Here is a 21,685-nt window from a genome sequence, read left to right on the forward strand (position 1 = left end):
ATCTCAGCGATTGTCTTTACCTCTTCAGCTTTAGGTTTTTCTTCGCTCTTGGCCACGTTCTTGAAGTCCTCAGGGGCCTTTTTACCATTCACATCTGTACCTCTGTATCTCTGGTTTCCTGCTTCGTCATACTTGAAGTAGACTTCGGTTTGTGAGAACCCGAAAACACCAATCAACAAAGAAAATAAGGAAAGTAGTTTTCTTTTCATATAAAACGAGTTATTTGTTTAATAAAAAAATCTAGAACTTGAAATAAGCCCTAGATTAAATAAAATTATCTTCTTTCTGACAGAAGTTTTTCTAATTGCTTTTCCAACTTTTCAATCTTCAAAGATTGTCGTTGCAAAGCTTCATTTTCTTTCTGAAGAGTCTTTATTTTTTTATTTTGTTCTATTGAATAAAGAGTAAGTTCTTCAATTTTCTCAAGAAGTTTGCGATCCATTTCTCCAAGGTTGATTCCATTTTCTATAACTTCTTTAGCAGAAGGAATATTTGGTAAATGGCCTTTATCTTTAATATGTTTTTCAATTTCTTCTAATGAGTTTAATTTATATGTATTTTCAAAAACATAATCTGGCCAGTTTTGCAAATCCACTTTAACCTCTTTGGCATGGATCATCCCATTTACATCAAGCTTATTAGTAGGGTTGCTCACACCTAGTCCCATATTTCCATTATCAATTACAGCGAAGTTTGATGTCTTTGCATTAATATCAGAACTACCATAATAGATTCCCTTCGGAAGATTATACATAGCATCATTGATTGATACTGTAGCCAGGTTTAAACCTGCTGCGTCTTGATAAGATCCTGTGTTGGTTCCTACAGTACCGTCTGTATAATAAATAGTACCCCCTCTTAGATAAACAATAATATCATTGGTTGCGCTCGCTGAAAGAACTCTTCCAACAAAACCTATTACTTTAGAATTACCTCCTGCCGTAGTTTCATATCCAGAAGAAAAATTATCAATCCTAAGTCCATGGCCATTTGACCCCCATCCTGTACCTATACCTGTTATTGAAACAATACCGTGGGCTAACCAGTCTCTTCCTTCATGGATGTATGGTCTCGATATAAAAAAAGTTTTGTTACCCCCTCCTGTAACTGGTATCTTAAAAGACACGGGTACATATTGTGCCTGTGTACCTGCTGTTGTAAAGCTAGTAAATGCCTGTGCACGTCCTATGCTAAATATGGAAACAAATAAAATGAATAAAAGTCTTGTCATCATAATAACTATAAATAAATTGTTTTAATAGATTAATTTTGGCATTGATTTTCAAAATAATTAGCTCTGAATTTCAATAAAATAGAATGTGCGAATTTAACTTTTTTTTAAGAAAATAAAACATGATTTTTTCACAGCTTTAAATATTTAAACTTTTGTTAATTTAATATATCGCAATAAAAGTCAATATTATCAAAAGTTTACTCCAGGTTGGCGGAATGGCCAGAACTTTTAAAGGATGGATTGGGTTACAGATAATAAAAGCCATGCTTGAAGCTTGGCTTTTATTTATTGATAGAAGATTAATATCCTTGATTCTGTTTGAGGTTTGGATTAAGATTAATTGCTTCTTGTGGAATTGGCAATACAAATCTGTGACTATTTACCGGTAAAGTTTTCAAAGCTCCCGTTGGAGCATCTGTCCCACTACCATTGGCTGCTGAACCGTAATCTGATCGTACAACCGCCTGCCCTAATCTCTTTATAGTCCAGAACCTATCATTTTCAAAAGCGAGTTCCAACCTTCTCTCCTTGTAAATAGCATTTAACAAATCATTCCCTGTTTCAGTACCCGGAATAAATGTTTCATATCTTTGCTCCCTTAATTTATTAAGCAATGTAAGAGCCAGAGCAGGATTTGGTGTCGGAGATTTCATGTAAGCTTCTGCGACATTCAAATACACTTCCGAAGATCTCAAAAACTTAATATCTACAACCTGTCTTACTGTTGAATTCGCTCTTGTTCTATACTTGATAACATGATTATATGGTGTCGTTCCAAAATTAGCAGTAACAACATAGGCTGTTTTCCGAATATCATTATCTGTGTACTTTGTAAATAAATCATAATTTACGTTATACTCCGATCTTATTCCCGACACTTCCTGATTATAAGCTACTCCTACCGTAACATTATCCGCAGATATATTAGAATTTAAAATGGTGAACAATTCTCCATCATCAGATGCATCCCTCCAAACATTTACAAAACTACTTCTCATTCCTACAGATGGAGACGCTGCTATGCATTGCTCTCCGTATTCAATAGCCTTACTGTAATTACCCCTATATAAGTATATACGAGATAAAAACCCTAAAACGGATGTTTTATTAAGTCTCCCAACCCCTCCATTGGTAGTATTAATTTTATTTAAAGCGTCTTCTAAATCAGCTATAATCTTATCATATGTCATACTTACTGAGGCATCCCTTGCTGGTTTCATAGCAGGATTAAAGGTCGTTACATAGGCAATTCCCATAGAAGAAGATGCATCAGAACTTTGTGTGGGAATTTTTGCATACGCCCGTACCAGATCGAAGTGTGCAATTGCTCTAATCGCTTTAGCCTCGCCTTCTATGTTTCTCATGTAATTACTATAAGGAACTTTATTTAAATTGTCCAGAACAAGATTAGCTTTAGAAATTACATTATAGGCTGATCCGTAAAGTGCAGTAACAGCTGTTGATTGTGGAGTGTAAGACCATTCATAGGCTGCCTTATTCGTTTGTCTGCCTTCTGTATTTAATATAAGATTATCAGCTAATACATCCCCAAGTATAATTGAACTTCCAGTATCTCCATTATAATATGTAGGACTTTTAAAAGCATCATATGCACCGTCAACTACTACTCTGTAATTAGATTCAGAAGTGAAAATGGTTTCCGGAGTATCCTGATTATTGGGAAGTACATTAAATCTATCATCACTACATTGAATAGTAAAAAATGACAGGAGAGATATTATTGATATATTTAGTAACTTTTTCATGTTTCAATTGTTTAAAATTCTATTTCAATTCCAAATAAAAATGTTTTTACAGCAGGATAGCTATACAAAGCAAATGCCCCATTGATGAATGTCTGTCCGGCACCAGTCTGATTTTCACCTGAACCTACTGACACTTCAGGATCTCCTTGAAATTTTGTCCAAGTAGCAAGATTCTGTCCTGTTAATGATAATCGTATCTTATTGACTGGTAATGACTCACCAATTGCCCTTTTATCGAATGTATATCCAATACTCACATTTCTTAATCTGATGTATGAAGCATCTTGTAAGAAACGGTCGGTCGCCTGCAAACCTGTAATACCACCAGGAGCATTAGTTGTATTATTCGGTCTTGGCAATACATTTGTTTGTCCAGGAGCTGTCCAATAGTTCGCTGCATCAACCCTCATATTGCTTGTAGTACCATTACTATAATTTAACATATTAAGAGCCATATAATTATATGTATAATTTCCAGATTTAAAAGTAAAATCAGCCTGTAAATCAAAGCTCTTATAAGATAAACTTGTACCAAATCCTCCGTAAAACTTAGGAAGTGGAGATTTATTTTCGATTAGTACCGCATCATTAGAATTGTAAACTTCTGTGGTGCCCCCATCTTTAGTGTAATATATTTCGTTTCCGTTTGCAGAATTGATTCCGGCACTCCTTACCAGAAAAAATGAAAATGGCTCATATCCTTCCCTTAGAATATTGATTCCATAAATTCTTTCAGTTTCACCATCTCTTAATTTATTAAGCTTATAGCTCATTATGCTTGTATTTGCTCTTAAACTCCACAGAAATCCACTAGATTTTATAACATCTGCAGATAAGCTAATCTCTAAACCTTTATTAGAAAGGTTTCCTGCGTTTATATTTGTGGAATAAGCCCCTCCTTCAGAACTGAAATTAGGAACAGATAAAATAAAATCCTTCTTCTGGTCAATAAAATAGTCTACGGTTCCTCTTATTCTATTCTTTAAAAACCCAAATTCAGCTCCATAATTTTGTGATTTAGTAACTTCCCATTTTAGGTCGGGATTACCATAATTAGCATTTGTAGTTATGGTAGGAAAATTTCCATAAACACCACCGGACATTAAAACGTTATTTAAATTAAGTCCAATATTGTTGTAGCCTCTAGTCCCAATTGATGCTCTCAGTTTTAAAAGAGATAAAATATTGTTGTTTTTCAAAAAACTCTCATTTGTAACATTCCATGCTCCACTTAAAGACCAAAATGGCTCAGATTTAACATTATTTCTTCCAAATCTTGAATCTTTATCCTGTCTGACAGAAGCCGTTACAATATATTTTTTTGCATAATCATAGGTAAGAAAAGCTCCATAAGAAAATGTCCTAAATAGTTCATCATAGCCTGCTACTGCAAAGGGTGTAGAAGCATTCCCTAATTCACTTAAAGAAGGAGATGAAAAGTTTCTCCCTGTACCGCTTATATAATCATTTCTAAATTCAGTGTATTCAACTAGTCCCAGTAAGTCAAAATTATGTTCACCAAATGACTTAACGTAATTAAGCGTATTAGAATTAGTATATCTGAAACGATTTTGATTTTGTTCAACAACACTTCCATTAATCCCTAATATATTATCGAGAAAAGAGCCCCGTAAAACCTTTGATGTTCTTCTGATATTATTAAAATAGCCACCTAATTGACTTTTAAAATTCAATCCTTCAGCAATTTTATACTGAGCAAATATATTTCCGTCAAAAATCAATGAATTGATATTTTCAGGGTTATTCTTAAGAGCTTCTAGTATTGGAAATCCCTGGCGGGTAGGATTATAGCTTCCATCGGCTCTATAAACCGGCTCAAAGCTATTATAATCATACATTGCCCTAAATGGATTTTGAGTATTATTTCGATCTCTTATTTCTTGGGATGCACTGTAATTAACCCCCATTGATGCACCAAAGCTTAATCTATCGGTGGGATTAGCTTCATATTTCATCCTCCCAGTATATCTTTTGTAGGCATGAATATTTTGAACAATTCCATTGTCTGAATCATATCCTAATGAGATTGTATATTTAGATTTATCATTACCACCTCTAATCCCTAGCTGGTACGATTCAATAAATGAAGTTCTTAATATATCCCGCTGCCAATTATGGTCTAATGCGAGTGCAGCACTGGTTGCTTCATTACTCCATTGTTTATATCCGGGGATTCCCAAACCAACCATCTTATTCTCATAATCAATTTTTTCTGCCGAATTCATCATCCGAAAATTAATGTCTTTGATTTTTTCAGAAAATCCCATACGCGAGCTTAATGTAATAACAGGCTTTCCAGATTTTCCACTTTTTGTAGTTAAGACAATAACACCATTTGCCCCCTGTGAACCGTAGATAGCTGCCGCTGCAGCATCTTTTAAAACCGAGATATTTTCATAATCACTAGGATTAATTGAATTAAAAACATCTTGTGCTCTTTGATCATTTCCAACAATAAAACCATCAATAACAAATAATGGATTAGAAGCACCAACTGATGTGGTTATATTTCCTAGTCCTCTAATATTAATGGCAGACCCTCCTCCAGGTTTTCCATTCAACGCAGAAATATCCACCCCAGCAGCTTTACCTTGTAACGCATTACTTCCCATTGTTGAAGCAGAAAAGTTGGATAAAGATTTTCCAGATACCACCGTAATAGCAGAAGTGACCTCATCTTTGCTTTTTTTCTGATATCCGGTTACTACAACCTCTTCAATTTTTGCTTCCTTTAAGGTATCGCTGGCTTTTTTCTGAGCATGTACAGTTTGTCCCGTAAAAAATAAAACAGCAGTTGTTATCATGCATAATTTTACATTCATGTTCTTTTGTTTAGTATTATGGCTGTAAATATGTTAATAAAAATTAACATTAACAAAACTAAAACACTGACAAACAATTAATTATATATAAAAAAAATCATTTTTGTCAACAAAAAAAGCTAATATTATAATCCTTAAACTTCTTACAACCTTTATATTTTTTAACAAATTAATGTTTAAGTAAAAAAAATAAACATCAATAAGACAAATAAAAACTTCACAACTATTAAGAAAGAAATCAAATAATATTAAATAAATAAACTTAAAATATTAAAATATTAAATAAAATAAAGACTACTTTAGGCATATTAAAGTAATTTAACACCTATAACATCCCTTCTTTTTCACCAATTTATGGACGTAACAAAAAAAACATCCCATAAAGAGATGTTTTTCATGAATTCGTTTTTTAATTTACTCCTATTTTATTTCTGATATGAATAGTATCTTGCTCCTTTTAGCAATGGATTTTCAAGCTCTACCGATTGCAATCCGAATCCTGCATAATTTTCATTAACAGATTGATCCAGTTGCTTTCTGTGTAATTTTTCATACGTTTCAAAATTAACAGGTGTCCTTTTCTTTAGGTTGTCAAATAAGTTCCATTGAGAAACAACAGTCTTCCAGTTTCCGGAAATCTTAGCAGCAAATACCTTGGATTTCGACCCACTTCCATAGCCTAAAAATCCTATTTCCTTACCCTCTAATTCTTCATTTTCATTGTATGATATCTGTAATGCGGAAAGCAAAGCCATAAATATGGAAGCAGTATACATATTTCCTATTTCAGAGGATGCCCTTTGGGTTCTTTCTATTTTATTATTGATAAATTGCAGATATCCTTCAGATTTAGCCACTGTTTTTTGTTCTTCAGGGTTTTCGTAGCTCAATCCATTTTCCAGGCTATAAATCTCTGTGAATACCCTCTTTCCATGGAAGGCATAAGGCAGGTGGAAAATCAGATATCTCCAATCTTCATAAGGCTTATCCTTACCACTGATTTCTTTATAATGATCATAAGCTTCTCTAATTCGATCCTGATAACATTGGTTAGAATATTGTCCGTCAAAAACCGGCTCATCCGTAAAAACCTCTATCTTATCCGAAAAAGAGTCGGGAGCATCTTTCAGATCTTCTTTTTTGTAGTGACGTCGGGGTTTGAAAAAGTCAAAAACACTCTCGGTTGCGACTCCCCATTGATTCTCAATCTCCAAAAGGTTAGGTTGGGAAGAGACCAATAGGGCTACAGCTCCTGCTCCTTGTGTATATTCACCCGATGAATCCAGCTCGTATTTTGCGTAATCACTCGCTATGACAATTGCTTTTTTTTCAGGGTTTACCCTCACAAAATCCAGGGAATTGTGCAATGCATCGACAGCTCCTACACAAGCAAAGGTCATGTCCACAACATCACAATTTCTAAAGCATCGTTCTCCATATTTTTCTTCTAACACTTTTTCCACCATCTGCATAGCATAAGATGCTGTTGGTTTTGCGGCATCCAAAGCACTTTCAGTTCCAAGATAAATTCTTGCAATATCCTTAGGATTGATGTTATAGTCTTTTATCAGTTTAAGTAACGCTTCAGCAGCAAAAGTAGCTGCATCTTCATGGACATCAGGAAAGCCCATTTTATGTAAACCCAAGCCTTTTTCTAATTTTGCAGGATCAATTCCCCTTACTTCAGCTAAATCTTTAATTTCCAAATACAAAGAAGGCACATGATAGCTAGCTGCCTCTATTCCAAAAGTCATACAGTAAAATTATAAAAGGCAAATTTAGAAATTATTGATAACAACACCCCTAATTTTCAGATTAATATTATTACTTTGCATTCCGATGTACGCTATTGCAAAAAAAATTCTAAAAAAAATACTGCCTCAAAAATTTCTTTTTGAAAACGAAATATTTTTCAGAAAAGCTTTGTATCCCCTTTACAAGGGAAAGGATCATGAATGCAATATCTGCCGTTCCAAACTTAAAGAGTTTGTAAGATTAGAAAACGGAAATCTATTATGTCCTGTTTGCGGAAGCTTACCAAGATCACGAAGGCTGTATAAAATCCTGATTGAAAATTATCTGAAAGAAGGATTTGCCATTCTAGATTTTTCGCCTTCAAGAGCGATCTTCCGTGCATTAAAACATAAAAAGGGCATTGATTATTTTCCAACAGATTATGAAAATGAATTTTTAGCAGATTATCATTTTGATATTACCAAAATCGATATTGAATCCGAAAAATTTGACCTTATTATATGCTATCACATTCTTGAGCATATTGAAAATGATGGTGCTGCAATGAAAGAATTATACAGGGTTTTAAAAACAGGTAAAACACTTTTAATTCAGACTCCGTTTAAAGAAGGTGAAATCTATGAAAATCCCGAAGTTAAAACATCAGAAGAAAGACTTCAACACTTCGGCCAGAAAGACCATGTACGAATCTATTCCGTTAATGGATTGGTTCAGCGATTAAAAGATTCCGGATTTCAGACAGAGATAAAAACTTATGAAAAAGATAACTATTGGGGCTTTTCTGATCACGAAACCATTATCTTCTGTACGAAATAGATAAAATTCGTGAAAACCAGGATATTTTTTCTGGTCCGGATAGAAAATATAAAAGGGCTGCTCATACTGAGCAGCCCTTATTTGATTATTTGTAATCCTCGATACTTTTATTCAAGGCATCGATTTGTTTATTAATGCTTGCAGCATTTTGTGGGTTTTGTTTTAAAAGTTCCATTTTTTTACTAAGACCATCTTTCAACATTTGAGAGATCATCATTTTAGCCTGAGGATTCTGAGCTACCTGGCCTTTTGCCTGCGCCAGCAACTTGGTAATGCTTTGTGTTGCCGCAATATTGTCGGAGGTCATGATCCAATTGAAACCTTCTTCTGCAAATTTTCCTAATTCAGGATTCTGGAATTTAATGAATGGATAAAATGCAGCAATAGGAGCTATATTGGCCATTTGTGAGGAAACCTTATTCTTTACGACAATGGGTAATAATTGTGCCAGAAGTTCATCAGAAGCTCCTTTTAAATCAATTTTATCCGCTAATGTACTGGCTTTGGAAGGATCAACAGTAAGTATAGCTGACAGGGAATTACCGCGTACAGAATTAGAAACAGCCCCCACTCCTTTTTCAAAGACCGGAAGATACTTTTTATCTTTTGTTTTTGCTAAAGCAGCAACCGCAGCACCCTGAACTAATGTTTTAGGGTCATTTGTTGCTAGTTTTTCAACGTCAGCAGCCAAAGCTTTTGCTTGCTCAGGGTTCGAAAGATCCATCAGTTCCAAGGCTTTCATTCTTACTCTGAAATAAGGGTCTTTCAAAGCAGCAGACAATAATTTTGTAGCTGCAGGGTTTTTACCAACCTGATCTTTAATGGCTTTTAGCGCTGTATATCTGCTCTTAAACTCTTTGGACCCATTGAATTGTATCAGATTCTGTTCAGGAGTTTTTGTTTCCGTAATTTCTGAAACTAATATTCCGTCAGCATTGATATTAACCAGATCCGGAGTTTTTGAAACATCAAAATTAAACGTATTCTTTGCTTCAGCATTTACCCACACATTATATCTTTTCGGTTTTCCGTTTTCATAAACATCTATTGCCAATGGAAACTGAAAAGGCTGTTCCTGGCTTTGACTGATCACCAGGCTGATCTGTTTTTTAACGGGCTCAAAAGTATAAGAATAACTCAATTTGGGATGCCCGCTTCCAAAATACCATTGATTGAAGAACCAATTCAGATCCTTTCCGGAAACCTTTTCAAAAGAAAGTCTTAGCTGATGAGCCTCTCCGTTTTTGTATTCATTCGTTTTCAGATAGTCATTCATTCCGGCAAAGAATGCGTCGTCCCCAAGATAGTTCCTCAACATATGAAGGATGCCACCCCCTTTCTGATAAGTTACCAAATCAAAAACATCTTCACGGGAATCATAATTAAAACGAACCAGGTTTTTATTAAAATCAGCCGGATTATGAATGTACATATTCACATCGCTCATCTGATGATAGTCCGCCTGATCTTTACCATATTTATATTCGTTCCATAAGTACTCTGAATAATTGGCAAATGATTCATTTACGGTAAGATTACTCCAGCTTTCCGCAGTTACAAGATCCCCAAACCAGTGGTGGAATAATTCGTGAGCAATTGTATCTTCCCATTTATTTTCGTCAATTAATTGTCCCGGTTTCTGTAAAATATCACTTCCATGCAGTGTTGCTGTCGTATTTTCCATAGCCCCACTTACATAATCCCTTCCGGATATCTGTGCATATTTTGCCCAAGGATAATCGTAACCCATTTTCTTTGAGAAAAATTCGATCATTTCAGGAGTATTTCCATAGATCTGCTTTGCATAAGGTTCATATTCTTTTTCAATATAATAATCCACCGGAATATTCTTCCATTTATCTTTCACGATCGCATAATCCCCCACTCCCATAAAAAACAGATAAGTTGAATGTCTTTTATCCATGACCCAATGATCTGTTCTCAGTCCATTCGCTTCTTTCTGGGAATCCTTTAATAATCCATTAGAAAGAGTCACATATTTTTCAGGAACCGTCATATAAATTTCCTGCGTTGTCTTTTGATTCGGTTTATCAATGGTTGGAAACCAGGCGGAAGAAGATTCGGTTTCACCCTGTGTCCAGATTTGGGTTGGTTTATCCGGATCTTTCCCCTGAGCATTAATGAAATATAAACCTTTTGCATCATTGATGGCTGCACTTCCTTCTTGTTTTACTTCATTTGGACGGGAAGTGTATTTGATGTACACTGTGTAATCCTGATCTTTCTGATATGTTTTATCCAAAGTAATGGTTAACACATCATCTTTATATTCATACTTTAAAGGAGATTTCTTACCATTGTTATCTAAAGCGACTTCATGGATCAGCATACTTTTCGCATCAAGAACCAGCTGATTGGCGGAATAAAAATAAGGTGAAGCGGTAAGCCACTCCTCTCCGTTCATCTGTTCTTTCTGGTAGTCAAAATTGACTTTAAGTTTGGTATGCTTTAGTTCTGTTACTTTAGTGTGTGTGGCCCTGTAGACTTTTTCTCTACCTGAAGTTTCAGTTTGTGCTGATACGTTTGCAGAAAAGAAAATCGCTAGTACCGCAATCGATAAAATGGCTTTTTTCATTATTACTTAGAATTATTTTTAGTTAAAATCTCAAAAATGTCATTGACTAATGTTTCATAATCACCTTTTTTAAGTTGTTCTTTTGTTTTTGCAAAAGCTTTCTTCAACTCGCTTTCAGGGTTTTCTTCATCAATAATTTCAGCAGAATTCACTCCTTTTAATTGTAGAATGGCATTCCTTAGCATTTCGAGATCTGCTTTTTGATCTGTATTTATTTTTATATATTTCATTATATTATTCTTTAATAAATTTCACTTTATTACCTCCCTGCAAAATTAGAAGCTGCCTTTTTGTAACATCAAAATCAATAACAATTCCCGCAGCATCAAACTTAAAACTTGTTTGAGAAGTTGCTTCTAAAGGAAAAGCACCCTGTCCCGTTGCCTGGGCCATTAATACTTTATCTTTAATGAAAATGGTAATTTTCATCGGCATTTGTGCCGCCGCGTATGTTCCGGTAAATTTTTGAAGCTCACTTTCCGGAAGGTTCACTACATTAAAATTCGGAATTTCAAAGCTTTTTCCATAAGCTGCACTTAAAGCGGTGATCGAAATATTATTATTGTCAAAATTACTTTGATTACTGATCATAGCAAAAGTTTTCTCGCCATCAGGGAAGTAATACAATATAGAGCTAAAATGATCTATTTCTCCGTTATGCCCAAAACCTGTTTTTCCCATAAACGGAACTTCGGCCAGGCCAAAACCATAATGGTCTTTAAAATTACGCATTTTATCTAAACTTTCTCTGGAAATCAATTTTCCTGAAGCCAGTGCATTTATAAAAATAATCAATTCTGAAGGAGTAGAAACCAAATTTCCTGCGCCCAAGGGAACAGACATATCCGTTTCGGCACTTCTTACATAATTCCCATTCTCATAAGTGTACGAATGGGCCATGTTTTCTAAATATTCTATCTTTCCTCCTGCTTTTGTATATTTTAGTTGTAAAGGTTTTGCTATAAACTCTTCAATAAGCTTTGCGTAAGATTTTTTATAAACTTTTTCCAGAATAAAACCCAGCAAAGAATAATTCGAGTTGCTGTAACTGAATTGAACACCAGGTTCAAAATCCGAGCCTGCCTTTTGAATAATATCGATAAGCTTTTCCTTGGAAACAGGTTGTAAATAGTAGGATGCATACAAGGCATCATCAGTGAAATTATGAATCCCGCTTCTATGATTTAAAAGATTTTCTACTTTGATCTTCTCAGCGTTCTTTATTTGAGGAAAGAATTGGCTTAATGGGGTATCCAGTGTTAGTTTTTTGTCCTCTACCGCCTTCATGATCAAAACGGCTGTAAAAGTCTTTGTTATGGAACCGATCCTGTAAACCGTATTAAGATCTGCTTTTTTCCTAGCCTCAACATCAGAAAATCCAATCGCATTGGAATAAATTATTTTTCCGTGATCTGCAATGGCAAAACTTCCCATCACCTTGTGCTCGCTATCCAGAGCTTTAAAATAATTGTCCAGTTTTTCCTTATCAATATTCTGGGCAAAACTGAAACTGAAAACTCCGATGGAAACGCAAAGAAATATCTTTTTTAACATACTAATGACATTTCATTAATAGGTCATAAAATATGAAGATTTGTTACATATTCAGTAACGTATGAAAATAGTACTAGATCGCCACAGGAGCCTTAATTCCAGGATGTGGATCATAATTCTCCAATGTAAAATCTTCAAAATTAAAGTCGAAAATATCCTTGATTTCAGGATTTAATTTCATTGTCGGAAGAGGTCTTGGGTCTCTCGAAAGTTGTCTTTGAACCTGTTCGAAATGATTATTATAAATGTGGACATCTCCAAAACTGTGGACGTAATCTCCAACTTCAAGATCGCATACCTGAGCCACCATCATTAACAACAGAGCATAGCTTGCAATATTAAAAGGAACTCCAAGGAATACATCAGCACTTCTCTGATATAGTTGTAAAGACAATTTCCCGTCAGCAACGTAAAATTGAAATAATGCATGGCAAGGTGCTAATGCCATATCAGGAATTTCCGCTACGTTCCACGCAGAAACGATCAATCTTCTGGAATCAGGATTTTTTTTGATCTGATCGATCACTTCTGAGATCTGATCAACCACTTTATTATCGGCACCTCTCCAGCTTCTCCACTGCGCTCCGTAAACAGGACCTAAGTCTCCATTTTCATCTGCCCATTCATCCCAGATGCTCACTCCGTTATCTTTTAAATACTGGATATTGGTGTCTCCTTTTAAGAACCAAAGCAATTCATAAATTATAGATTTCAAATGCACTTTCTTGGTGGTTACCAAGGGAAAACCTTTTGACAAATCATATCTCAGCTGATATCCGAAAACGCTTCTTGTTCCGGTTCCTGTTCTATCAGTTTTATCTGTTCCGTTATCCAGAATATGCTGTAAAAGGTCTAAGTAGTTTTGCATTGTGAAAGTTTAATTATTGTGCTTTTAGTAAATTCTAACAGATGTCAAAGTTAATAAAAAAACAGTTGTGAATTTATTTTTCACACTGTTTAACTTTTATTTTTATCCGGCTTACGATTCCCAGATCTCATGACAGGAAATCAATTTTCAGCCATTCAATAAGTAATTAACGTATAACTACCGCAACATCCTTTGTGTTTCCCTCTACTGATTTGATTTTTCCAAATTTTTTCTTTTCCATTATGGTATCATTCCAATAATCCAGAGTGACATTTCCAAATTTTATAAGTTTTTTATACTTACTCTGATCTATAATTTCTTTTCCACCAAAGTCTATTGATATATCTCCAATTGACTTTAATTTTCCAAACTTACTATCATCTATAATATCATGATCCCAATAATCTATAGATAGATTTCCTATCTTTTTTACCTTTCTGTTCTTTTCCTGATCAAAACGATCCCAGTAATCTATAGCAATATCTCCAATATTTTTTACTTTGCCATCTTTATCTGTATCAAATTGATCATAATAGTCAACTTTAGAATTTCCTATCTTTTTTATTTTTCCCATTTTCTCCCGGTCGAAATATTGATCATCATAATAGTCGATATTCCCATTTGAAATGGAGTTAAATCCTGCAATTGATCCGTCATTATTAATGGTAATAATTATATCTCCCATTGTAATATCCACAGATATGAGATCGTAGGATTTCCCAGAAATATTAGCTCTTACCTGAGCCAGCAATAAAGAATTTGATATCAGGAATAAAAAGACGAATAGAATGTATTTTAGTTTCATAGCTTACCAGATATTTTCAATCGTTTGATGAACATTATTGATCTCAAACTTCTCTGCTATTTTCTTGCCAAACATTGCTTTTACTAATGGAGATTCAGCAGAAACGGTCATGATCTTCTGATTTTCAAATGTAATTTCTCCAATTGAAACCGAAACATAAAACAATCCCTTATTCGTTTTTATTAATGCTCCATTTTGAACTTTAAAAGATGGTTCCGTAACTATTTTTTGAATCAGAGCCTGTTGATTCAACACTTCATTGAGCTGCCTTTGAAGATGATTAATTTCCTGTTGCAACATCTCACGGCCAGTTTCATATTTATCTCCCATGGAGCTTTTAGTATCATTATTTGAAGCGCGGGTTTCAGCAATCAGCAATTCAAATTTTTGTGCTCTTTCTGAAAGTTTTTCCTTAATAATATATAGTAGTCCTTCTTTATTCATATGAATTAAATGCCGTTATCCGAATTAAAAAGCGGACCTTGGCCCGCCTGTGTAAGTATTATTTTTTTTTTTAAATATAATAAAAATGTTCTTAGATTTTAAGCCAGAATCAGAGGCTCTGGTCTTCATTTTTCAAAAACCACATAATCAGAAACTTTAAAATTAAACTCTTTTCCTGTGGTGAAATCCCTTTTTGTACCATCAAAAACGTTTCGGAAAACTCCTGACAGATTTTCATCTTGGATGCTGAAACTTACATCTTCTTTAGACATATTCAATACAACAAGAACTTCATCTTTACCATTTTTCCTGACATAAGCTAAAATTTTGTCATTGGCCGTTGTATTTAAAAGATAAGTTGTTACATGAGTGTCTCCACCTCTTAAGGCAGGATTTGAAGATTTCAAAGCCAGTAAGGTCTTATAAAAATCTGCCACCTGATAATTGGCAGTCCACTCAATAGGATCTTTTTCAAAGAATTCCAATCGTTTCATATTAGGTAATTCCTGTCCGGAATATAACAACGGAACTCCATTCCAGGTCGCCGAAAAAACAGCCATAGGTTTTGTGATGACACCATACTTTTCATATTCTGTTCCGTTCCAGGAGTTTTCATCATGATTGGTCGTGAACCAGGCTCTCATTGAAGCATCTCCAATGTTGGAATATTTCAATAATAAATCTTTCAGATCTTGTAATGGCAGGTTCTTTTTATAATAATCTTCAGATTTATGCATCCAGGTCCACGAGTAACTTGCGTCAAAAATTTTCCCGTATTCTGGATTCTCCAATTCGTCAAATTCGCCTAACCAGAAAAGGGGCTTTAGGGTCTCTACCTCAGGACGGGCCTGCTGCCAGAAATCAACCTCAACCCATGAAGCAAGATCGCACCTGAAACCATCAATATTAGTTTCTTTAACCCAGAACTTCATTGCATCAATCATTTCCTTACGCATCTCCTGATTCTTATAATCAAGTTCGATAATATCATCCATTCCCGATGCAATATGGAATTTTCCATCCGGATCTTTTAAATAAAATTCAGGATGTGTTTTTGTCCAGACATGGTCCCATCCAGTATGGTTCGCCACCCAGTCTATGATTACCTTAAATCCTAATCTGTGGGCTTCATTTACCATGTGCTTAAAATCATCGAGTGTCCCGAATTCAGGATTAACAGAAGTATAATCTGCAGCAGCATATGGACTTCCCAGGCTTCCTTTTTTATTTTGCTGAGCAATCGGCGTAATCGGCATAAACCAAAGAACTTTTATTCCCATAGACTTTAAACGGGGCATCTCTTTTTCAAAAGCTCTAAAAGTCCCTTCTTGTGTATATTGCCTTACATTGACTTCATAAATATTTGCAGAGTGTTTCCAATCTTTAGGTAAATCCATAGTCTTATTTGTATTTTGTACAGCACAGGAAACAATTCCCAAGCCAATAATTGCCAAAAAAATTAATTTTTTCATTAATTCCGGTTTTAACAAAAGTAAGGATTGTTTTATGATTAAAAGAGGAAAGATAGAACGGAAAAAGGGCTAAAAGCAAATTTAATTCTAGCTTTTCAGCATTTCCGCCTGGCATAATTTACAAAAAAGCCCCGGACATCAATCCAGGGCTCTATATTTTTTATTGTGTTACCAATTATCTTTCATCATCGTTGTCATCATCTTCATCGAATACATCGTCATTGTAGTCTTCTTCTTCCTCATCATCAAAACTGTCGTCTTCATCGGAAAAATTACCTCCGCTTTCGAAATCGTCATCAAAATTAAATTCATCATCGATAAGAGGCATTGCAGATTTCTTTTTAGATCCACCCCCGTTTCCGCTCTTGCTTGGAGCTTTTAACGGAACGTTTCCAAATCTGTATACTGTTATAGGATAATTAACTCCTTTGGTTTCCTCGATTACTTCAATTAATTCACAGAAGAATTCCCAAAGATCCAGAAGTCCATATTGAAACTGAGCTTTATTTCCTACACTTGCAAAAGCTTCATCAATATAAACATCTGACATAATTTCCCCATCACCGTCATCACTCATATCTTCTAATGGAACACTTTTTACTATCGTACCATCTTCTTCCAATAAATTAAAAGTGGAAAGTTCATCTCCCTGCAAGCTGAACGCACTCTTAATTCCCAGATGTAAATTCCATAGTGTCTGTTTTCCCTTCACTTCGATATCACGGAAAATATCTTCTTTCGCATCTAATATTACGCGGATCTTGTAAACCATATCAGTCTTTAAATTACTTTTTGCCTTTATTTATTATGATAAATTTCTGTTGCAAATATATAATAAATGACATGTCACAAAAAAATATTTCAAGATTTTTTAAAATATTTTTTTTCCTTACATTTTGCCCAGATTATTTACTTTTTTCAAGCATAAAACTGAATTTTGTACCTTCAAGGTACACGCTTTCAACTGTAATATTTTCTTTATGAGCCTCCAGAATATGCTTTACAATAGCCAAACCTAATCCCGAGCCTCCTTCTCTACGATTCCGGCTGGTTTCTACACGGTAAAAGCGCTCAAATATCCTCGGAAGAATTTCTGACTTGATTCCCATACCGTTGTCGATAACTTCAATTAAAACTTTATTCTTAAGGACGCTGGTTTTCACTACAACCTTTGCTTCCTGCCTGTTAGCATAGTGAATAGCATTAGATATCAAATTAATAAAAACCTGTGAGATTTTTTGTTTATCTGCTTCCACAAAGATCTGGGGATGCAGTGTCTGAATTTGTAATGTAGTATTGTGCTTTTCTGCTTCAAGATCAAGCAGATCAAAAACTTCTTTGATTAACAAATTAACATCAAATCTCGAAACCGTAAGATTGATCTCTCCGGCCTCAAGCCTGTTGATCATATCCAGATCGGTAACAATAGCAATCAGTCTTTCTACGGATATATCTATTCTTTCAAGATATTTATCGCGAATAGTCAGGTTATCTACTCCCCCATCCCTCAACGTTTCTACATATCCCTGAATTGAAAACAATGGAGTCTTAAGCTCATGAGAAACATTTCCTATGTACTCCTTACGATAGCTTTCCATTTCCTTCATCATATCAATCTCAGAAACTTTTTGCTGATTGAGGTCTGAAAATCTCTCTCCTAATTCTTTAATGGTAATATTCTCGTCATTGGTATTTACAATTTCCTGTGGCAGGAGCTGGGAAAGCCCACGAACCTGTTTTTTACCATAGTAATTGAACAGCAGTTCAAGAACGAGGTAGTTCACAATAAATATAACAACGAGACATATGATCAGCCCTATTTTAAAAAACGGTGTTTTATAATAAATATCCTTCAGCGAATCAAAGATGATCACCAATAGAAACATCACCAATGTGATAAGACATGATGCTACAAGAGTAAGCCTGTAAAATTTCAATTTTACAAATTTTTATGGTTATAAGGTAAAGGTAGGCTATTTCAATTAAACGATCAGTTTATACCCTATTCCTTTTAAAGTCTGAATGGTATTAATTCCTAATTTCTCTCTTAATCTTCTGATATGAACATCAATGGTTCTTTCTCCGACAATCACATCATTTCCCCAGACTTTCTCAAGAATTTCTTCTCTTTTGAAAACTTTTTCCGTATTGGAGGCTAAAAGATATAGCAGATCAAATTCTTTCTTAGGAAGTAAAAACTGCTGCCCACTTTTAGAAACCCTGAAGTTATCTTTATCAATAATCAAGTCTCCAATTTCAATTAGCTTAGCATTGTCTGACACCTGAGATGTTAGCTGTAACAGAGCATTTACTTTAGAAATAAGGATTTTCGGTTTGATCAGCTTTACAATATAATCATTGGCTCCGGCCTGGAAACCTGCTAACTGAGAAAACTCTTCACTTCTTGCAGAAAGGAATACAATCAATGATTTTTGAAGTTCCTTTACCTTTCGAAGTTCCTGACAAGTTTCGATACCATCTTTTTCAGGCATCATTACGTCTAGTAAAATTAGATCCGGAACAATTTCTTTGGCTTTTTCTATTCCTTCGTTACCATTGGTAGCGGTATAAATGTCGTAGCCTTCCTTTTCTAAATTGTAAGACAGAATCTCTAAAATATCGAGTTCATCGTCTATTAAGAGTATTTTCTTTTGGTTCATTTTCAATTTTTACGTGTCAAAGTTAATAATTTTTGTACCATAGAATAACAAATCATCCATCGTTCATATAAAGTTAACAATTATATTGTTTTGTTAATGTTTAGTTAAGGAAAAATTAAATTTTAATAAACCATTAAGACCGATAAACTTTTATTCCTTTGCACCGAAAGAATATAGTAAAAATAAAATGAATTTTAGAAAAGCTAGTATAGCGGTTATCTTTTTAACCGCCTCATCGACTGCGTTTTACGCTCAAGATACCAGGCAGGACACCATCAAGAAAGAGAAGAAAATCGAAGGTGTTGTCATCCAGGGAAGTAGCAATAAAAAAACTGAAACTGCTGTATTAGGAGAACAGAAAAAAGCAATTATCCAGAAACAGGCTGTAAGTGCTGAGGAAATTTCCAGAAAGGGAATCTCTAACGTAGAACAAGGCCTTACAAAAGTAACCGGAATCACTACAGTGGAAGGACGAGGGCTTTTCGTAAGAGGTCTAGAGGAAAGATATAATTATCTTTTAATTAATGGTCTTGGCTCTCCTTCCAATAACCCTTTCCAAAAAATCATTGCATTAAAGCAATTCCCTACCGACGTTGTGGGTAAACTCAATATCTACAAAACATTCAATTCTAACCTTTACGGAGATTTTGCCGGAGCTACTTTTGATATCGAAACTTTAACGATTGATAAGCCCTTTTCGAAAATTGAATTTAGTGTTGGGGTTAATACATTGAGTACATTCAGAGATAACTTTAAAGTGGCTGAAGGTGCAGATGGGATGAATGGATACTTAGGTTTAAATTCAAGAGATAGACGATTACCTGGCGAAATCAGAAATTCAAGGCCAAACAACTACAGATTTTCTGCTAATGAATCTCTAAACTCTTTTAAAGATTCCTGGAATGTAGACAACGTAAAAGCATTACCAAATACCAGTATTGGTTTTACAACTGCTCAAAAGGTAAAAATGGGATCTGGAAATTTAGGAATTTTATTCTCGTTAAACCAGGGAACTAAATTTGAATATAAAGAAGGAGCTAATAACCAATTCAGATCACAAGGTAAAGATTCTTTCATTGATAATATGAACTTTCTTAATCGTAAACAATACAATTACGAAACAGAATCTTCGGCATTGCTAGGTCTTGGATATAAAAACAAAGGAACTGTTGTTAATCTTAATGCAATTTATCTACAAAACACTAATAATATAATTGAAGATAATTTCGGATATAAAGACAATTTAGTTCAAAATAAAAAATCTGGTTTCTTTAGAACCAATCAATTGGATGTTTCAAGATTTTTGGATCTACAATTAACAGCTTCACAAAAAATCACCGATAGACATCAGGTAAAAGCCGGGGCAAGTTATGTCATTAACAACTATAGCCAACCGGATAGAAAAATTATTGATGGTAACCGTACGGACCCGAAGACAGGAGCTATTCTTCCTGAAAATATGATTCAAATGCGTTATGGCGGAAATAACCTTATCCGTCAATATTTAGATGTAGACTCTAGATTCTACGGTTCAGCATTTGCTGAATACCAGTTGTCTTTAGGAGAAAAAGGGGATCGAAAAGATTATCCTATACAGATAGCAGTAGGTTATAATGGATTCTCGGATTTCAGAAAAACTTCTTATAGATTCTTGTTTGGACGTACCTCCAATCCATCTTTGGCTCCGTTCGTTGTTAACATTGATACCCCACAAGATACATTTGATACATCGATAAGAAATGGAGATTTATTCTATCAGGAAGGTTCTGATGTTTCCCAGTTCTTTTCGAGTTTTTATCAGATTATCAACGGAGGTTATGCCAACGTTAATTTTAAACCCACCGACTCTTGGGACGTTTTATTGGGGGCAAGATATGAAAATGATATGACGCTTATCCGTTATTCTGATCAAGGTGCGGCTAAAAAGAATAACCTTGAGAAAAATAAGGATTTCTTTTTACCATCGTTAGCAATTAAAAAAGCACTTAACAATAAACATAATTTAAGATTTGCTTTTAGTAAGACCGTTACACGTCCTATCCTTATTGAGACAATGCCTATTAAGTATATTAGTCCTGATAATGTAAATATTGTAGGAAATCAAAATATTAAAAATAGTGAGAACTACAATTTTGATTTAAAATGGGAATATTACCCAAGTACAAAAGAGATGTTTGCGGTGAACTTATTTGCAAAAAGAATTGATAACGCAATTGAACGTTCTCTAACAGCATCGGCAGACGCAACGGGTTCTACAATTACATTCTTTAATGCAAAAAAAGCTGAATTATACGGTGTAGAACTAGAAGGAATTTTAAGCTTAAACAGAATCTCTGAAACCCTTAAAAACTTCACACTAGGTGCTAATGCTACTATTATGCATTCAAATGTTGAGAGAAGCCAAGAACAATTAAACATGGAACAACCAACCTGGTTTAAAAATACCGGGGAAACACTTCATAAAAGAGGTTTACAAGGTGCAGCTCCTTATACAATCAACGCAGATTTAAAATACGAAATAAAGAATCGTAATAATCTGGCTCAAACATTCTCTCTTGTATATAATGTTTCAGGAAGTAAAATCTATGCAACGGGGGGAACAGGTACAGATAACTATTATGAAAAACCTTTCCATCAGGTAGATTTCGTTTATCAAGGACAACTTACTAAAAACTGGAATGTGAAGTTTGCTGTTCAAAATATTCTTGACAGTAAATATAGAATCCTGTTGGGAGAAGACAAAAGCTATTTACCTCTAAGAGTAGAAGACGGAAGCAATGTCCTTACAGATTATTACAGAGGTGTTACATTCAACCTTACGGTTGGTTACACATTCTAAATCAATTTAATTTATAAAGAAAGAATAAAAATA

The 21,685-nt window shown here is 34.6% G+C and carries 16 protein-coding genes and 1 pseudogene; 2 read left to right on the top strand and 15 right to left on the bottom strand.

What is annotated here, in order from left to right; genetic code table 11:
• From G9C87_RS07455 to G9C87_RS07475, 5 genes and pseudogenes are all read right to left on the bottom strand, one after another.
• Nucleotides 1–209, bottom strand: a pseudogene (locus G9C87_RS07455) (hypothetical protein); the annotation flags it as partial.
• A gap of 65 nt (nucleotides 210–274) precedes the next feature.
• The gene (locus G9C87_RS07460) at nucleotides 275–1,234 is read right to left on the bottom strand and encodes a hypothetical protein (RefSeq protein WP_172279737.1); all 960 of its coding nucleotides are present in this window, start codon (nucleotides 1,232–1,234) and stop codon (nucleotides 275–277) included.
• Nucleotides 1,235–1,533: 299 nt separating this feature from the next.
• Nucleotides 1,534–3,000 (bottom strand): RagB/SusD family nutrient uptake outer membrane protein, encoded by a 1,467-nt coding sequence (locus tag G9C87_RS07465; protein WP_172279739.1) that lies wholly within the window; start codon nucleotides 2,998–3,000, stop codon nucleotides 1,534–1,536.
• Nucleotides 3,001–3,011: 11 nt separating this feature from the next.
• A complete protein-coding gene (locus tag G9C87_RS07470) occupies nucleotides 3,012–5,843 on the bottom strand; it encodes a SusC/RagA family TonB-linked outer membrane protein (RefSeq protein ID WP_172279741.1) in 2,832 nt (943 codons plus the stop codon).
• Nucleotides 5,844–6,268: 425 nt separating this feature from the next.
• Nucleotides 6,269–7,597, bottom strand: coding sequence for a hydroxymethylglutaryl-CoA synthase family protein (locus G9C87_RS07475; protein WP_172279743.1), 1,329 nt, complete (start codon nucleotides 7,595–7,597; stop codon nucleotides 6,269–6,271).
• A gap of 85 nt (nucleotides 7,598–7,682) precedes the next feature.
• On the opposite strand from G9C87_RS07475, the gene G9C87_RS07480 reads away from it, so the two are divergent.
• Complete coding sequence (locus tag G9C87_RS07480) at nucleotides 7,683–8,414, top strand: class I SAM-dependent methyltransferase (RefSeq protein ID WP_172279745.1); 732 nt, start codon at nucleotides 7,683–7,685, stop codon at nucleotides 8,412–8,414.
• Between the two features lie 85 nt (nucleotides 8,415–8,499).
• Here G9C87_RS07480 and G9C87_RS07485 read toward each other — a convergent pair whose 3' ends face one another.
• From G9C87_RS07485 to G9C87_RS07530, 10 genes are all read right to left on the bottom strand, one after another.
• Nucleotides 8,500–11,010, bottom strand: coding sequence for a M1 family metallopeptidase (locus tag G9C87_RS07485; protein WP_172279747.1), 2,511 nt, complete (start codon nucleotides 11,008–11,010; stop codon nucleotides 8,500–8,502).
• Nucleotides 11,011–11,012: 2 nt separating this feature from the next.
• The gene (locus tag G9C87_RS07490) at nucleotides 11,013–11,240 is read right to left on the bottom strand and encodes a hypothetical protein (protein WP_172279749.1); all 228 of its coding nucleotides are present in this window, start codon (nucleotides 11,238–11,240) and stop codon (nucleotides 11,013–11,015) included.
• A gap of 4 nt (nucleotides 11,241–11,244) precedes the next feature.
• Complete coding sequence (locus G9C87_RS07495; protein WP_172279751.1) at nucleotides 11,245–12,564, bottom strand: serine hydrolase domain-containing protein; 1,320 nt, start codon at nucleotides 12,562–12,564, stop codon at nucleotides 11,245–11,247.
• 73 nt (nucleotides 12,565–12,637) lie between these two features.
• Entirely contained in the window at nucleotides 12,638–13,432 is a 795-nt protein-coding gene (locus G9C87_RS07500; RefSeq protein WP_172279753.1) for a thymidylate synthase, read from the bottom strand.
• Between the two features lie 166 nt (nucleotides 13,433–13,598).
• Nucleotides 13,599–14,237, bottom strand: a complete 639-nt coding sequence (locus G9C87_RS07505; RefSeq protein ID WP_172279755.1) for a hypothetical protein — start codon at nucleotides 14,235–14,237, stop codon at nucleotides 13,599–13,601.
• A gap of 3 nt (nucleotides 14,238–14,240) precedes the next feature.
• Nucleotides 14,241–14,681 (bottom strand): hypothetical protein, encoded by a 441-nt coding sequence (locus tag G9C87_RS07510; protein WP_172279757.1) that lies wholly within the window; start codon nucleotides 14,679–14,681, stop codon nucleotides 14,241–14,243.
• Between the two features lie 125 nt (nucleotides 14,682–14,806).
• Nucleotides 14,807–16,153, bottom strand: coding sequence for an alpha-amylase family glycosyl hydrolase (locus tag G9C87_RS07515; protein WP_172279759.1), 1,347 nt, complete (start codon nucleotides 16,151–16,153; stop codon nucleotides 14,807–14,809).
• A gap of 175 nt (nucleotides 16,154–16,328) precedes the next feature.
• Nucleotides 16,329–16,925 carry an IS1096 element passenger TnpR family protein gene (locus tag G9C87_RS07520; RefSeq protein ID WP_172279762.1) on the bottom strand — a complete coding sequence of 199 codons (597 nt, stop codon included), beginning with the start codon at nucleotides 16,923–16,925 and terminating at the stop codon, nucleotides 16,329–16,331.
• Between the two features lie 133 nt (nucleotides 16,926–17,058).
• Nucleotides 17,059–18,090, bottom strand: coding sequence for a sensor histidine kinase (locus G9C87_RS07525; RefSeq protein WP_172279764.1), 1,032 nt, complete (start codon nucleotides 18,088–18,090; stop codon nucleotides 17,059–17,061).
• A gap of 45 nt (nucleotides 18,091–18,135) precedes the next feature.
• Complete coding sequence (locus G9C87_RS07530; protein WP_172279766.1) at nucleotides 18,136–18,813, bottom strand: response regulator; 678 nt, start codon at nucleotides 18,811–18,813, stop codon at nucleotides 18,136–18,138.
• A gap of 187 nt (nucleotides 18,814–19,000) precedes the next feature.
• On the opposite strand from G9C87_RS07530, the gene G9C87_RS07535 reads away from it, so the two are divergent.
• On the top strand, nucleotides 19,001–21,652 hold the full coding sequence (locus tag G9C87_RS07535) for a TonB-dependent receptor plug domain-containing protein (RefSeq protein ID WP_172279768.1): 2,652 nt from the start codon (nucleotides 19,001–19,003) through the stop codon (nucleotides 21,650–21,652).
• Nucleotides 21,653–21,685 lie beyond the last annotated feature (33 nt).

This window comes from Chryseobacterium sp. LAM-KRS1 (assembly GCF_013184525.1).
GTDB lineage: Bacteria > Bacteroidota > Bacteroidia > Flavobacteriales > Weeksellaceae > Chryseobacterium > Chryseobacterium proteolyticum.